This window comes from Winogradskyella immobilis (assembly GCF_021887715.1).
Taxonomy (GTDB): Bacteria; Bacteroidota; Bacteroidia; order Flavobacteriales; family Flavobacteriaceae; genus Winogradskyella; species Winogradskyella immobilis.
This window is the reverse complement of the sequence record NZ_JAIQXX010000008.1, coordinates 68,687-81,745: the sequence shown is the minus strand read 5'-3', so window position 1 is coordinate 81,745 and position 13,059 is coordinate 68,687. Positions and strand designations below refer to the sequence as shown.

Sequence of the window (13,059 nt, the reverse complement as noted above, 5' to 3'; positions counted from 1 at the left end):
GGCTTTTTTACTAACTAACCAACCAACGTAATGTCTGCTTTTGTAGTGAATCGGTAACCAGCCAATTTTTAGCATTACGACATTACATTTTATACTATACAAATGTTGTGCCAAAAAAGATTTTATTGAAATTATTTTGAAATTTAAAAATTTTATATATCTTTATGATATCATTTTAATATCAAAATGAATAATCAACTAAAATTATAGATCATGAAAGAAGAAAAAATCATTGTCCCTGCTAATGGCTATTTAATGTTATTGGTATTCTTAATATTATTTTTTGGAGGTATAACCTCTATTATTTTAACAGAAACTGGCTGGCCAGCATTTGCAATTGTTACAGCAATTGTATTAATGTTTGGGTTTATAATGGTGCAACCAAATAATTCTAGAGTCCTTTTACTTTTTGGTAAATATGTAGGTACCATAAAAAAGAATGGGTTCTATTGGGTAAATCCATTCTATACCAAAAAGAAGATTTCGTTAAGAGCTAGTAATTTTGATAGTGAGCGTTTAAAAGTAAACGATAAGCTTGGAAACCCTGTAATGATTAGTACTATACTGGTTTGGCGAGTTACTAATACATACAAAGCTGCTTTCGACGTTGACAACTTTGAAAATTTTGTACGTGTACAAACCGATGCTGCTGTGCGTAAATTAGCAAGTATGTATCCATACGATAATTTTGCAGATGAAGGTCATGTAGAAGATATTACATTACGGTCTAGTGTTAATGAAGTTAGTGAAGCTTTAGAAAAAGAAATTGAAGAACGCTTACTTATAGCTGGTATTGAGGTACTAGAAGCCCGTATTGGTTATTTAGCATACGCACAAGAAATTGCTAATGCCATGCTAAAACGTCAACAAGCTACAGCTATAGTTGCTGCACGTCATAAAATTGTACAAGGAGCTGTTAGCATGGTTGAGATGGCTATTGAAGAATTAAATAAAAAACAAGTCGTTGACTTAGATGAAGAACGTAAAGCTGCTATGGTAAGTAATTTAATGGTTGTACTTTGTGGTGATAAAGATGCCTCTCCTATAGTAAATACAGGAACTTTAAGCCATTAATAATGAATAAAAATCAAACTTTAAGTATAGCACTTGGCAGTGCATTTGGCTCTAGTATTGGAACCACTATTGGTGCTGTAACGGGTAATATTGCCATGAGTTTAGTTTATGGCTCTATAATAGGACTTATTATAGGAATTGCTTTAGCATTTACCATTTTTAAAGATGAAAATAAAAAACTTTAAAATTTACAAACATGATTCTTAGTAAATTCTTAGTTAAGCTTATATACGCATTGCTAAATAATGGTTTAAGTGAAGTCATTAATAAAATAGATATCAATTATATCATTTTACCGCTTTTGGTGCTAATATTTGTTTTGTACACAATAGCTAGTGAACAATTAAAAAAAATAGAATCTCAATAATTATGAAAGAATATAAAGTCATTATACCCAAACTTGGTCTTAAAAATAGAACACAAAAATATGAAGACCTATTAAATAAATACGCAAGAGAAGGTTGGACTGTAAAACATATTGGACAAAACTCACCAATGGTAATTTTTGAGCGCGATATAAACAGATAATATTACAATGAATAATAATAGACCTAAAATAAAAATTCCACTACAAACCATAGACATTGCTATAGAACTAGTTTCTATAACTTTACTTATTTTAATGTGGTTACATGTTATTTTAGAGTACAACAATTTGCCAGATACAATTGCCTCTCATTTTAATAGCTCTGGCCAACTAGATAATTATAGTTCTAAACTATTTGTCTGGTTAATGCCTTGTCTTGCTACACTTATGTATGGTGGTCTTTTTTATTTAAATCGATTTCCACACTTATATAATTATATGGTAAATATTACTGAACACAACGCTTTTAAACACTATCAATTTAGCACTAGGGTATTAAGAATTGTCAATATGTTATGTATGTTATTATTGGCATATATTAGCTATCATATTATTACTGTAGCCGAAAATGAAAGTACAAGCTTAGGTAATGGATTTCTATTCACAGTAATAGGGTTTAGTATATTATTACCTGTAGTATTACTTATATATCAGAAAAAATTAAATAAAACTGAAAAGCATTAGAAACAATGTCTAAGAAAAAAGCCTTTGCATTACGTATTAATGAAGACATGTTAAAAGCTGTTGAAAAATGGGCTGCTGATGAATTTCGAAGCACAAACGGTCAGATAGAATGGATGCTTATGCAATATCTTAAAGAACATAAAAGGCATCCCAAATCAAAAAACAAAGAGTGATCCCATAAGGGTCACTTTTTTTAGTACGTAATTTTTGTATTTTGCAGTATAAAATTACATCTAATGGAAAACCATCCTTTAATTACAAATGACGCTATCGTTTTTGGACTCTTAATGCTTGCATTAGGTTTTGTATTCTATACCGAATCTAAAAAAACAGGGTTTTGGCATAAATTTTATAGAATAGTACCAGGATTATTAATGTGTTATATGATTCCGGCTGTTTTTAATTCTATTGGATTAATATCAGATGAAATTTCGCAAACTTATTATGTAGCGAGCCGTTATTTTTTACCAGCATCTCTTGTATTATTAACTTTAAGTATCGATTTAAAAGCTATTTTTAATTTAGGCTGGAAAGCTTTAGTCATGTTTTTTACAGGAACTGCAGGCATAATTATTGGCGGACCAATTGCTATTCTTTTAATTTCTATATTTTCACCAGAAACTGTTGGAGGTGTTGGTTTTGATGCCACATGGAGAGGTTTAGCGACTTTAGCAGGAAGCTGGATTGGTGGTGGCGCTAACCAAGCTGCAATGCTAGAAATATATGAATTTAACCAAGAGCTCTATGGAGGTATGGTTTTAGTCGATATTGTAGTTGCTAATCTATGGATGGCTATTATATTATTAGGTATTGGCAAACGTAAAAAGATTGATAAATGGCTAAAGGCAGACAACACAGCTATTGATGAGTTACAACACAAAGTACAAACTTTTAGTGATAAAATAACCCGAGTTCCTTCAGTAACAGATTTTATAGTTATCCTTGCTATTGCTTTTGGAGCTGTTGGTATTGCACATTTTGGATCTGAGCATATTTCTACCTTTTTAAAAGATAATTTTGAAGCGGTAAGCGATCCTAAAAGTGCATTGTCTTCATTTGGAAGTGGATTCTTTTGGTTGATTAGTATCGCTACACTTATCGGTGTATTACTTTCATTTACAAAAGCCAAAAATTACGAAGGAGCCGGAGCTAGTAAAATAGGAAGTGTATTTATCTATATTTTGGTAGCTACTATTGGTATGAAAATGGATCTCGGTAAAATTTTAGAAAACCCAGGTCTTATACTTATTGGTTTAGTTTGGATGCTTATCCACGCTGGCTTACTTATACTTGTTGCTAAACTTATAAAAGCCCCATATTTTTTCTTAGCTGTAGGTAGTCAAGCCAATGTTGGTGGCGCAGCCTCAGCACCTGTTGTGGCCGCTGCATTTCATCCATCACTAGCAACGGTTGGTGCGCTTTTAGCTGTATTTGGATATGTTGTTGGCACATACGGAGCAATACTTTGTGCAGAGCTTATGAAAATAGCTGCAGCAGGTTAGCTTTTACTGAAATAATATAAGATATTTGCGTTCATAATTTTTTGAAGTCAAAATGATTAAAACATATAAATGTATTACAGCTCTTATTCTTATAATTGTTGTAGCATCTTGTCAAAAGGAAACCAAAGCGTCTAATTTCACATTAAAAGGATCTATTAAAGATTTAAAAAAAGGAATAGTATATCTCCAAAAAGATGGAGATTCTAGTAATATCATAGATTTAGATTCTATGGTTATAAAAGGGCAACCAGAGTTTACATTATCCGCAGATATAGATGAACCTCTACTACTCTATGTAAAATTATTTCAAAATGATGGTGAAGAACATTACATCCCATTTTTTGCAGATAAAGGAGTTATGGAACTTAATACCTCTTTAGCAAATTTTAATAGTGATGCTAAAATTACAGGCTCAAAACAACAAGAATTATTAGAAGATTATCTAAAACTTATGTCCGATTTTAATAATCGTAATTTAGATTTAATTAAAGCCAATTTCTTAGCACAAAAATCAGAAAATTCTAAAGTTTCAGACTCTTTAATCGCACAATCTAATCGTTTATTAAAACTAAAATATGCGGCAACAATAAACTTTGCACTGAATCATAAAGACAGTGAAATAGCACCATATTTGGCTTTATATGAAATTCCTAATACGACCATTAGATATTTAGATACTATTTACAATAATCTTACTGATCCTATTAAAAAATCTTATTATGGTAAGATTTTAGAAGGTGCTATTGTTAGATATAAAGCCAATTAATAAAATAACGCTACTTTAAATTAGTCTTGTATTATATGTAGACATCAACCTAACCTTATAATTACATTCATAAAATGTCTACACAGAAGAAAAATCAAAATACAAAATCTAAACTTCACCCTAGAAGTAAGCATAGAAATCGTTATGATTTCGCTAAGTTGATTAAATCATCCCCAGAATTAAATGAATTTGTTGCAATAAACAAATACGGAGATGAATCTATAGATTTCTTTAACCCTAAAGCTGTCAAAGCATTAAATAAAGCGCTATTAAAGCATCATTATAATATTAAATATTGGGATATCCCTGATCAATATTTATGTCCACCCATTCCAGGACGTGCCGATTATATTCATTATCTGGCAGATTTACTACGTGAAATCCCTAATAACATACAGATTAAAGGTTTAGACATAGGCGCAGGAGCTAATTGTATTTATCCTCTTATAGGTCATCAAATTTACAATTGGTCTTTTATAGGAAGTGATATTGATGAAAAAGCTGTAGAAATCGCCAGAAGCATAATTAATGAAAATCCTGGATTTAAAAATTATATAAATATACGATTACAAGAAAACCCTAAACTTATTTTTAAAGGTATACTTAACCCAGATGAATGTATAACATTTTCGATGTGTAATCCACCGTTTCATGCAACAGCTGAAGATGCAATGAAGGCTACTTTTAGAAAGCAAAGAAACTTAAAAGGAAAACGCATTAGTAAAGCTGAATTAAATTTTGGTGGACAACATAATGAATTATGGTGTAAAGGCGGAGAAGCGCGTTTTATAAAAGACATGATTTATGAAAGTAAACATTATAAAGAAAATTGTCTTTGGTTTACAACTTTAGTATCAAAAGAATCAAACCTTAAAGGCATATACAACATCTTAAAAAAGGTAGATGCTGTTGAAGTAAAAACTATTGAAATGGGTCAAGGTCAAAAAACAAGTCGTATTGTAGCTTGGACATTTTTATCTCCTTCTAAACAACGAGAATGGTTAAATAAATAACTATTTCAAAAGGTTTTGAAGTGCTGGCTCTAAATGATGATACACAAACTGAAATCCTTCTCCTTCTATTTTACCAGAACTTACGCGTTGACTTTCATAGAGGAGAATATGCATTTCTCCTAACAAAAACTTCATCGCAAACTTTGGAATATTAGGCAAAATTAATGGCCTTTTCAATACTCGAGCTGCAGTTTTAGTAAGCTCTGCATTACTCACAGGATTAGGAGCCACAGCATTAAAAACTCCTTCCAACTCTTCTGTAACTGCAAATACAAACATATTAGCTAAGTCCTTTACATGGATCCAACTTTGCCATTGCTTCCCGTTACCAAAAGCTGCTCCAGTACCAAATTTTATAGGCTGCACAATCTTTGGTAAAGCACCGCCATTTTTAGCTAATACAAGACCTATTCTTAACTTACACACAGAAATATTTAAGCTATTAAAAGTATCAACTTCTGTTTCCCATTCTTGTACAACATTACCTAAAAAAGTATTTGAATATTCTATAATGTCTTCTTCGTAATAATTGACTAATGACGAAGGATATATACCAATGGCACTTGCAGAAACAATTTGTTTAATAGGAAAATTATGAGGCTTAATCGTTTGTAGTAAAAATGCAGCTGTTTTAGTTCTACTTTCTAAGACTTCGTTTTTATAGGCATCTGTCCATCGTTTAGATATTGAAGCTCCAACTAAATTAATAATAACAGTAACACCTTTAAAAGAAGATGTATCTATCTCTCCTTTATTTGGATTCCAATAAAACCCTTTGTAATTATCCTGCGAAGCTAGTTTTGATTTAGAGGTTGTTAAAAAATGAACATCTATACCTTTATCATGGCATACTTTTACCACTTCCTTACCTACTAATCCCGTTGCACCTGTTATCAAAACTTTCATGATGTAAAGGTACTAAAGCCTTAAAGGGATTAAATTGATTTTAATTAGGATTTAACTTTTATATACATAAATATTAAATACACTTTCTCCTAAAACATTTAGCTCGCTTCGCTTCACCGAATGTTGAGAGCACTTTTCTGAAACATTTGGCTCGCTTCGCTTCACCGAATGTTGAGAGCACTTTTCTGAAACATTTGGCTCGCTTCGCTTCACCGAATGTTGAGAGCACTTTTCTAAAACATTTGGCTCGCTTCGCTTCACCGAATGTTGAGAGCACTTTTCTGTGCTCTCAACATTTCACGTTTGCCAGGTGGACCAGGAAGACGTTCTACAGTAAAACCAACAGCTTGCATAGCACGTCTTACGCTTCCTTTTGCTGAATATGTTACTAAAATTCCATTTAAAATTAAAGCGTCAAACATCTGTTTAAAGATAGCTTCTGTCCATAATTCTGGTTGAACTCTTGCACCAAAAGCATCAAAATAAATAATATTAAACTTATTTTTATCTGTAATCTTATCAAAAAACTTTTGCTGTTTTTCTAATTGAAAAGTAGAGGTAACGTTATGAGACACATTCCAAGGTAACGAATGTAAATCTGTAAATTCTTGTTGATGATTAATAGATATTAACTCCGTATAATTAAGTTCATCTATTTCTAAAATACTAACAGGGTATGCTTCTACTCCAGTATAATTAATCTTTAATTGTAATTTTTGCGCTTCAATTAATGTTATAAAGGCATTTAATCCTGTTCCAAAACCTATCTCTAGTATAGAGATTGGGTTTTTAGAAGATTGATTTATATTATAATAGTATAGTAAACCTTCTTTTATAAATACTTGGTTGGCTTCATTTATTGCTCCGTGTATTGAATGGTATTGCTCATTCCATTCTTCAATATGTATGGTCTTAGAACCATCCGAAGTTGTAATTATTTTTCGTTTCACTATTCTTCTAGTAAAACACCATCAGCGATAAAACTATATGTCTTTTCAGGTGAAATTATCGCAGCTATTTCTTCAACAGATTTACCTGCATCTTCTGCATAATGCTTTAAATCTTCCACTGAAGTTTCAGAAACAAAAGCTTTTCCGTTTACAATAACATTACCTGAGGCATCTAAAGGCATAAAAAAGCCATAATCTTTAAACGTTACTCTAACAATTTGCTCGTTACCCATATCTAATTTCATCCAGCAGCCTTTTTTAGAACACACTTCAGATATTTTGCCAGACATTTTAGTTGCAATAGTGTCTCCTATTTTTAAAGTATTGTATGTTGACAACATCTTCTCTACAGGTAATACATCTTTACTATCTATTTTTAGCCCAAATGAATTATACGTCAATTTTTGATTAGATTTTTCATCAATTGACTGCACTACACTTTCTGTTTCTGAATTTATTTCAACTGTTTTAGAAGTATTATTACAAGAAAAAACAAAAATGCTGATTATGGTTATCCGTATTATTTTTTTCATTCTATATGTATATATAAATAAACTATTAATAGTATAATGGGTTGTTAATAGCCTCAAATTTACAAATTTTAAGGTAACATTAAGGTTTGCAACACTTCAGATTTTGTATTTTTGCAAAACCAAATAAGCTAAAAAAATGAATATGATTCCAACTAACGAAATCGATTTAGTAAAAGCTTCTTCATCAAAAATAAATGATGTTGACTTTAACAACCTGCAATTTGGTCGCATATTTACAGATCATATGCTGGTTTGTAATTATAAAGATGGAAAATGGCAAAAACCACAAATAATGCCTTACCAGCCAATGACTCTTGAGCCTTCTGCTCGAGTGTTACATTATGGGCAAGCTATTTTTGAAGGTATGAAAGCCTATAAAGATGATGATGGAAAAATATTTATGTTTAGACCCGATCAAAACTTTGCGCGCCTTAATAAATCTGCCACACGGTTAGCAATGCCTGAGTTTCCTAAAAACTACTTTATTAATGGTTTAGAAACACTTATAACGCTTGAGAATGAATGGATTAAACCAGGAAAAGGAAATTCATTATACCTTAGACCTTTTATAGTTGCTACAGAACCTGCTATCGCTGCTTCGCCTGCTGAAGAATATTCTTTTATGATTATATGCTCACCTGCTAAAGCGTATTATACTGATCCTGTTCGTGTTTTATTTGCTGAAAAATATAGTCGTTCTGCAGATGGTGGTGTAGGTTATGCAAAAGCTGCAGGTAATTATGCAGCACAATTTTATCCTACACGATTAGCTCAAGAAAAAGGATTTCAACAAATCATATGGACTGATGCTAGTAGCCATGATTATTTAGAAGAAGCTGGCACTATGAATATCTTTTTTAGAATTGGCAACAAACTCATTACAGCTCCAAACAACGATCGTATTCTAGATGGAGTAACCCGCAAAAGTATTATTCAAATTGCTGAAGACTTAGGAATTGATTGTGAAGTAAGACGCGTCAGCGTTTCAGAAATTAAAGCCGCAGCTAAAGATGGTAGCCTTAAAGAAGTTTTTGGAGCTGGAACAGCTGCTGTAGTAAGTCCGATTTCTGCATTTAGTCATGCTGAAGAGGTTTTTGAAATCTCAGGCTCTGAGGATTCTTATGCTTCTATATTTAAAGATCATCTTCTAAATATTCAACACAACATATCGGAAGATAAACATGGTTGGAGACACAAAGTTTGTTAGGTGTTACAATAAGTTCTACCACTAGATATAAGATTAGTTAGGCACTTCGACAAGCTCAGTGTAATATGTTAGGTGTTAGGTGTTAGGTGTTAGGTGTTAGGTGTTAGGTGTTAGGTGTTAGGTGAAATTAATTTTTTACTAATCCTCTTTTTACTTATGCTTTATAACTTATCCCTTTTCTATTTCTCAAGTATAGCCTTAATATTAGGTTTAAAATAGTTTGGCCCTTTTAATACTTTACCGTCTTCTCTATATATAGGTTGACCATCTTCTCCAAGTTTACTCATATTACTACGTTGTATCTCTTCAAAAACTTCTTCTATTTTGTGTTGCATACCATGCTCTATAATAGTACCACAAAGAATATATAACATATCTCCTAAAGCATCGGCTACCTCAACCAAATCGTTATTTTGTGCTGCTTCAAAATACTCTTCATTTTCTTCTTTCATTAAATTAAAACGCAATGTGTTTTTGTTAGTTCCTAAATCAGCCTTTGGTGTTTCTCTATGACCTATTTTAAAGGAGGTATGAAATGCTTTTACTGAGTCAATTTTATCTTGCATGGTTATAACGTTATTAGTATACTAATTATTAAATTTGCATAAAAATAAGAAGATGTTTACTACTGGTCAATTGATTTTTGGAATATTATTTTTTATTGCTTTTGCAATTATCATTGGCTACCAATATCGCAAAGATCTTAATCTTCATAAAAAATATTACAAAGGCACATTGTGGGTACTTCTAGCCTTTATTGGCTTTATAGGTATGATTGCTGCCGTGAAGTTTATTTTTATTTAAATCCTCTGCATATAACTAGGAGATTTTAATCTATAGTTGTTTTATATACAAAAGTGTTATGACTCTAATATATATTATAACTGTTTTAATGTTACTTAATTTTTACCTATTAATATTTAGTGTAAACAAAACTGAACAGTAAAGCCTTACCTCATTTTAATGACCTCAGTTTTTTGACCAAAAATACTTCCTAACTCATTTATATTTTTTAAATTTAAAAATGATATGTAGAATATACCCAGTAATGGGTATGTTTTTATTTTATTAGGAATTGCATATTTGTGTTATTAACCATTAAAATTTAAACCCTATGCATTTTGTAGTAGATTCAAAAAATCCAAATTATCAATTAATTCATTATGATATGACAAATCATCATGGCATTGAATGTAAGTTTGCTAATTTTAGAGAAGAGAACGGTGTCGAAAAATTTGATATTACGCATTATAGAAGATTAATTGTTCTAGGAGAACACTCTTATTACCAACCCATTAAGGACATAAAAACATCCATAATAGTAAATCAAGAAACTCATAAATATCAACTTAATGTAGATTTACCTCCAGGTGACCATGATATATCTGATGAAAGAGACTGTAAAGACAATGTCTTTATTCGTAAATCTTCTGAAGGATCACCATTAGCTGAGCACATAATAAATGTTCACATTGAAGAACCTGGTGATATTCCTATTGCAGATATTAAAATCCTATCTACTCATGGGCCTGGGATATGTAAGTTTTACATTGTATAAATTGAAATCTAAAAAACATCTAATATTTTACATCATACTCTTGAGCATTAATTACATGTATGCTCAAGAGTTTAATTATTATATAGAAAAGCTCAAGATTTCTAATCTTGATAGTGTCAATAATTATAAAACAAATCCACGATTAAATGAAGAGGAGAAAAACTATATTCAGAAACAAATTTTTCTTATAAAAAAGGGAGAAGTAACTGCTCCTAAAAAGGATAATGATAATTCAATTTTAAACAATCTTCTAAAAGGCGATTATTACCTCTTTAAAAAAAACACAAACGATTCTTTATCTTTTAATTATTATGTAGAAGCTTTAAAATCATCTGAAGAAAAAAATGACACATTATTAATTACAGAATCTTGTAGAAAAATAATGTTACAGTTATATAAAAGCAGAAGAGCTGTTGAGGTATACCCAACTTATCTTAAAATTTATAAGAATTTTTTATACGACAATAATGAAAAAGCTAATTATATTTTCTATTATTATAATCACCAAACTACTATTACTAGAATAGCCACTATTAATGAATTAAAAGATGGGTTGAAATTAGCTCATAAAGCTTCAAATAAATATCTCCAAGGTAAATTTAATCAACTCATAGGTTTATTCTATCAATATTATATCAATGAACTTGATTCTGCATTAACGCATCAATTTAAAGCCAAAAGAATTTTTGAAAAGAAACCATATACATTATTTGTTAATGAACTTTATGGAGTTAATGCTAATATTGGCTTAATGTATCAAGGTAAAGGAGAATTAGATATTGCTCAATCTTATTTTGAAGAAGCTTCAAAAATAAATATTCCTAACTATAAATATTTAGAGAAGGTAAAGATTCGAGGGCTATTAGCTACGAATTATTATCTAAAAAAAGATTACAAAAAAGCTTATGATTATATCATAGAACAAAATAAATATTTAGATACTCTTAATGAATATGATAAAGCCAATAAAGTTAACGAAATAAATACAAAGTATAAGACTGCAAAAAAAGAAAAAGAGAATCTAATTCTTGAAAGTAAAAGAAAAAGAAATCAAAATATAGCAATTGGTTTAGCTAGCAGCTTAGCTCTAGGTAGTATCATCGCATTTTTACTCTTTAAAAGCACCAAGCGCAAGCAAAAATTAGCAGAGCAAGAGAAAGAAATTGAAACGCAAAAATTAACTACGGTTTTAAAAGAACAAGAGCTCAATGCTATTGATGCTATGATTGAAGGCCAAGAAAAAGAACGTCAACGCATTGCTAATGATTTACATGACGATTTAGGTGGCTTGATGACTACTGTAAAATGGCATTTTAATGCTCTAAAAGAAAACGGTTCTACGGAACTCTATGACAAAACCAATACGCTTCTCGACGAAGCATACCAAAAAATACGTAGTGTATCTCATGCAAAAAACTCTGGTGTTATTGCCAAACAAGGCTTACTAAAAGCTGTTAAAGAAATGGCCAATAAAGTGTCTGTAGCTAACAGGTTAGAAATTGAAGTCATTGATCACGGCTTGGAAAATCGTTTAGAAAACAGTTTAGAGTTAACAATTTTTAGAATTATACAAGAGCTTACTGCCAATACTATTAAGCACGCTCAAGCTACAGAAACTAACATACATATTACAAATCATGATGATAGTTTAAACATTATGGTCGAAGATAATGGTATTGGTTTTAATCCTAACCAAATTACAAAAACCAGTAAAGGTATGGGCATTAGCAGTATTGATAAACGTGTAGAACATTTAAATGGTAAAATGACCATAGAATCTGAAATATACAAAGGAACAACCATAATTATTGATATTCCATTATGATACGATTAGCCATAGCAGAAGATCATCAATCTTTAATTGACGGTATACAGTTGCTTTTAAAATACGAAGATGATATTGAAATTATAGGAACTGCCAATGATGGTGAAGCATTGTTGAAACTTGTACGTTTAAAACAACCTAATGTTGTTATTACAGATATTAGAATGCCAAAAATGGACGGTATCGCTGCAACAAAATTGATGAAAAAAGAGTTTCCGCACACCAAAATATTAGCCTTTTCTATGTTTGATCAATCTGAAGCTGTAAATCAAATGTTAGATGCTGGAGCTTCAGGCTATATTTTAAAAAATTCTGCTTTAGAAGAAGTTTTAAAAGCTGTACGTGCTATTTATAATGGCAACACGTATTTTGATGCTAATATTAAAACGAATACTGAGAATAATTCTAATAAAAAAAATAAAGGCATCTTAACCAAACGGCAAATTGAAATTTTAGCACTTATTGCCCAAGGTAAAACATCTCGCGAAATTGCCGACGAGTTATTTATTGGTATTCATACTGTAGATACACATCGTAAAAATATGGTACGTATACTAGGCTTACAAGGAAAAGGCGAATTACTACGTTATGCTTTAGAAAAGAAATATAGATTTTAAATATACCTGCTATTGGGTATTTGTTTCCTTTTTTAGCTTTTGTAAATTTATACATCT

At 30.9% G+C, this 13,059-nt stretch carries 18 protein-coding genes; 14 read left to right on the top strand and 4 right to left on the bottom strand.

Features of this window, described 5'->3' with window-relative positions; all coding sequences use genetic code 11:
• The first annotated feature begins 213 nt into the window (after positions 1–213).
• The 9 genes from K8Z87_RS07925 (at position 214) to rlmF (ending at position 5,406) form a co-directional block, all read left to right on the top strand.
• A complete protein-coding gene (locus K8Z87_RS07925) occupies positions 214–1,074 on the top strand; it encodes an SPFH domain-containing protein (RefSeq protein WP_227476959.1) in 861 nt (286 codons plus the stop codon).
• Between the two features lie 2 nt (positions 1,075–1,076).
• On the top strand, positions 1,077–1,259 hold the full coding sequence (locus tag K8Z87_RS07920; protein WP_227476958.1) for a hypothetical protein: 183 nt from the start codon (positions 1,077–1,079) through the stop codon (positions 1,257–1,259).
• 11 nt (positions 1,260–1,270) lie between these two features.
• On the top strand, positions 1,271–1,441 hold the full coding sequence (locus tag K8Z87_RS07915) for a hypothetical protein (protein ID WP_227476957.1): 171 nt from the start codon (positions 1,271–1,273) through the stop codon (positions 1,439–1,441).
• A 2-nt stretch (positions 1,442–1,443) separates the two neighbouring features.
• Positions 1,444–1,602, top strand: coding sequence for a DUF4177 domain-containing protein (locus tag K8Z87_RS07910; RefSeq protein WP_227476956.1), 159 nt, complete (start codon positions 1,444–1,446; stop codon positions 1,600–1,602).
• Between the two features lie 7 nt (positions 1,603–1,609).
• The gene (locus K8Z87_RS07905; RefSeq protein WP_227476955.1) at positions 1,610–2,125 is read left to right on the top strand and encodes a DUF1648 domain-containing protein; all 516 of its coding nucleotides are present in this window, start codon (positions 1,610–1,612) and stop codon (positions 2,123–2,125) included.
• 5 nt (positions 2,126–2,130) lie between these two features.
• On the top strand, positions 2,131–2,298 hold the full coding sequence (locus tag K8Z87_RS07900) for a type II toxin-antitoxin system antitoxin (protein ID WP_227476954.1): 168 nt from the start codon (positions 2,131–2,133) through the stop codon (positions 2,296–2,298).
• A gap of 63 nt (positions 2,299–2,361) precedes the next feature.
• On the top strand, positions 2,362–3,627 hold the full coding sequence (locus tag K8Z87_RS07895) for a DUF819 family protein (protein ID WP_227476953.1): 1,266 nt from the start codon (positions 2,362–2,364) through the stop codon (positions 3,625–3,627).
• 52 nt (positions 3,628–3,679) lie between these two features.
• Positions 3,680–4,393, top strand: a complete 714-nt coding sequence (locus tag K8Z87_RS07890) for a DUF4369 domain-containing protein (RefSeq protein ID WP_227476952.1) — start codon at positions 3,680–3,682, stop codon at positions 4,391–4,393.
• Positions 4,394–4,467: 74 nt separating this feature from the next.
• Positions 4,468–5,406: a 23S rRNA (adenine(1618)-N(6))-methyltransferase RlmF gene (rlmF, locus tag K8Z87_RS07885; RefSeq protein WP_227476951.1), complete on the top strand. Its 939-nt coding sequence runs from the start codon at positions 4,468–4,470 to the stop codon at positions 5,404–5,406.
• Here the strand turns inward: rlmF and K8Z87_RS07880 are convergent, their stop codons facing one another.
• The 3 genes from K8Z87_RS07880 to K8Z87_RS07870 all read right to left on the bottom strand — a co-directional run bounded on the left by K8Z87_RS07880 (position 5,407) and on the right by K8Z87_RS07870 (position 7,795).
• Positions 5,407–6,312, bottom strand: coding sequence for a TIGR01777 family oxidoreductase (locus tag K8Z87_RS07880; protein ID WP_227476950.1), 906 nt, complete (start codon positions 6,310–6,312; stop codon positions 5,407–5,409).
• A gap of 257 nt (positions 6,313–6,569) precedes the next feature.
• Positions 6,570–7,262, bottom strand: a complete 693-nt coding sequence (gene mnmD / locus K8Z87_RS07875) for a tRNA (5-methylaminomethyl-2-thiouridine)(34)-methyltransferase MnmD (RefSeq protein ID WP_227476949.1) — start codon at positions 7,260–7,262, stop codon at positions 6,570–6,572.
• Positions 7,262–7,795: a DUF4920 domain-containing protein gene (locus tag K8Z87_RS07870; protein ID WP_227476948.1), complete on the bottom strand. Its 534-nt coding sequence runs from the start codon at positions 7,793–7,795 to the stop codon at positions 7,262–7,264. Before K8Z87_RS07870 ends, mnmD begins: the two co-directional genes overlap by 1 nt.
• Positions 7,796–7,931: 136 nt before the next feature.
• On the opposite strand from K8Z87_RS07870, the gene K8Z87_RS07865 reads away from it, so the two are divergent.
• Positions 7,932–9,002, top strand: a complete 1,071-nt coding sequence (locus tag K8Z87_RS07865; protein WP_227476947.1) for a branched-chain amino acid aminotransferase — start codon at positions 7,932–7,934, stop codon at positions 9,000–9,002.
• Between the two features lie 179 nt (positions 9,003–9,181).
• On the opposite strand, the gene K8Z87_RS07860 is transcribed toward K8Z87_RS07865, so the two are convergent.
• Positions 9,182–9,568: a nucleoside triphosphate pyrophosphohydrolase family protein gene (locus K8Z87_RS07860; RefSeq protein ID WP_227476946.1), complete on the bottom strand. Its 387-nt coding sequence runs from the start codon at positions 9,566–9,568 to the stop codon at positions 9,182–9,184.
• 52 nt (positions 9,569–9,620) lie between these two features.
• Here K8Z87_RS07860 and K8Z87_RS07855 point away from each other — a divergent pair, with 52 nt between their 5' ends.
• The 4 genes from K8Z87_RS07855 (at position 9,621) to K8Z87_RS07840 (ending at position 13,002) form a co-directional block, all read left to right on the top strand.
• Positions 9,621–9,806 carry a hypothetical protein gene (locus K8Z87_RS07855; protein ID WP_227476945.1) on the top strand — a complete coding sequence of 62 codons (186 nt, stop codon included), beginning with the start codon at positions 9,621–9,623 and terminating at the stop codon, positions 9,804–9,806.
• Positions 9,807–10,116: 310 nt separating this feature from the next.
• Positions 10,117–10,560, top strand: coding sequence for a hypothetical protein (locus tag K8Z87_RS07850; protein ID WP_227476944.1), 444 nt, complete (start codon positions 10,117–10,119; stop codon positions 10,558–10,560).
• A gap of 40 nt (positions 10,561–10,600) precedes the next feature.
• Complete coding sequence (locus K8Z87_RS07845; RefSeq protein WP_227476943.1) at positions 10,601–12,385, top strand: sensor histidine kinase; 1,785 nt, start codon at positions 10,601–10,603, stop codon at positions 12,383–12,385.
• A complete protein-coding gene (locus K8Z87_RS07840) occupies positions 12,382–13,002 on the top strand; it encodes a response regulator transcription factor (RefSeq protein WP_227476942.1) in 621 nt (206 codons plus the stop codon). Before K8Z87_RS07845 ends, K8Z87_RS07840 begins: the two co-directional genes overlap by 4 nt.
• Positions 13,003–13,059: the final 57 nt, after the last annotated feature.

What these genes read in the sequence shown, in the direction of transcription:
- K8Z87_RS07855 (WP_227476945.1), top strand. Translation starts at nt 9,621, where the DNA reads ATGTTTACTACTGGTCAATTGATTTTTGGAATATTATTTTTTATTGCT.
- K8Z87_RS07840 (WP_227476942.1), top strand. Translation starts at nt 12,382, where the DNA reads ATGATACGATTAGCCATAGCAGAAGATCATCAATCTTTAATTGACGGT.
- K8Z87_RS07905 (WP_227476955.1), top strand. Translation starts at nt 1,610, where the DNA reads ATGAATAATAATAGACCTAAAATAAAAATTCCACTACAAACCATAGAC.
- K8Z87_RS07910 (WP_227476956.1), top strand. Translation starts at nt 1,444, where the DNA reads ATGAAAGAATATAAAGTCATTATACCCAAACTTGGTCTTAAAAATAGA.
- K8Z87_RS07925 (WP_227476959.1), top strand. Translation starts at nt 214, where the DNA reads ATGAAAGAAGAAAAAATCATTGTCCCTGCTAATGGCTATTTAATGTTA.
- K8Z87_RS07860 (WP_227476946.1), bottom strand. Translation starts at nt 9,568, where the DNA reads ATGCAAGATAAAATTGACTCAGTAAAAGCATTTCATACCTCCTTTAAA.
- K8Z87_RS07915 (WP_227476957.1), top strand. Translation starts at nt 1,271, where the DNA reads ATGATTCTTAGTAAATTCTTAGTTAAGCTTATATACGCATTGCTAAAT.
- K8Z87_RS07920 (WP_227476958.1), top strand. Translation starts at nt 1,077, where the DNA reads ATGAATAAAAATCAAACTTTAAGTATAGCACTTGGCAGTGCATTTGGC.
- K8Z87_RS07900 (WP_227476954.1), top strand. Translation starts at nt 2,131, where the DNA reads ATGTCTAAGAAAAAAGCCTTTGCATTACGTATTAATGAAGACATGTTA.
- K8Z87_RS07890 (WP_227476952.1), top strand. Translation starts at nt 3,680, where the DNA reads ATGATTAAAACATATAAATGTATTACAGCTCTTATTCTTATAATTGTT.
- K8Z87_RS07865 (WP_227476947.1), top strand. Translation starts at nt 7,932, where the DNA reads ATGAATATGATTCCAACTAACGAAATCGATTTAGTAAAAGCTTCTTCA.
- K8Z87_RS07880 (WP_227476950.1), bottom strand. Translation starts at nt 6,312, where the DNA reads ATGAAAGTTTTGATAACAGGTGCAACGGGATTAGTAGGTAAGGAAGTG.
- K8Z87_RS07850 (WP_227476944.1), top strand. Translation starts at nt 10,117, where the DNA reads ATGCATTTTGTAGTAGATTCAAAAAATCCAAATTATCAATTAATTCAT.
- rlmF (WP_227476951.1), top strand. Translation starts at nt 4,468, where the DNA reads ATGTCTACACAGAAGAAAAATCAAAATACAAAATCTAAACTTCACCCT.
- K8Z87_RS07895 (WP_227476953.1), top strand. Translation starts at nt 2,362, where the DNA reads ATGGAAAACCATCCTTTAATTACAAATGACGCTATCGTTTTTGGACTC.
- K8Z87_RS07870 (WP_227476948.1), bottom strand. Translation starts at nt 7,795, where the DNA reads ATGAAAAAAATAATACGGATAACCATAATCAGCATTTTTGTTTTTTCT.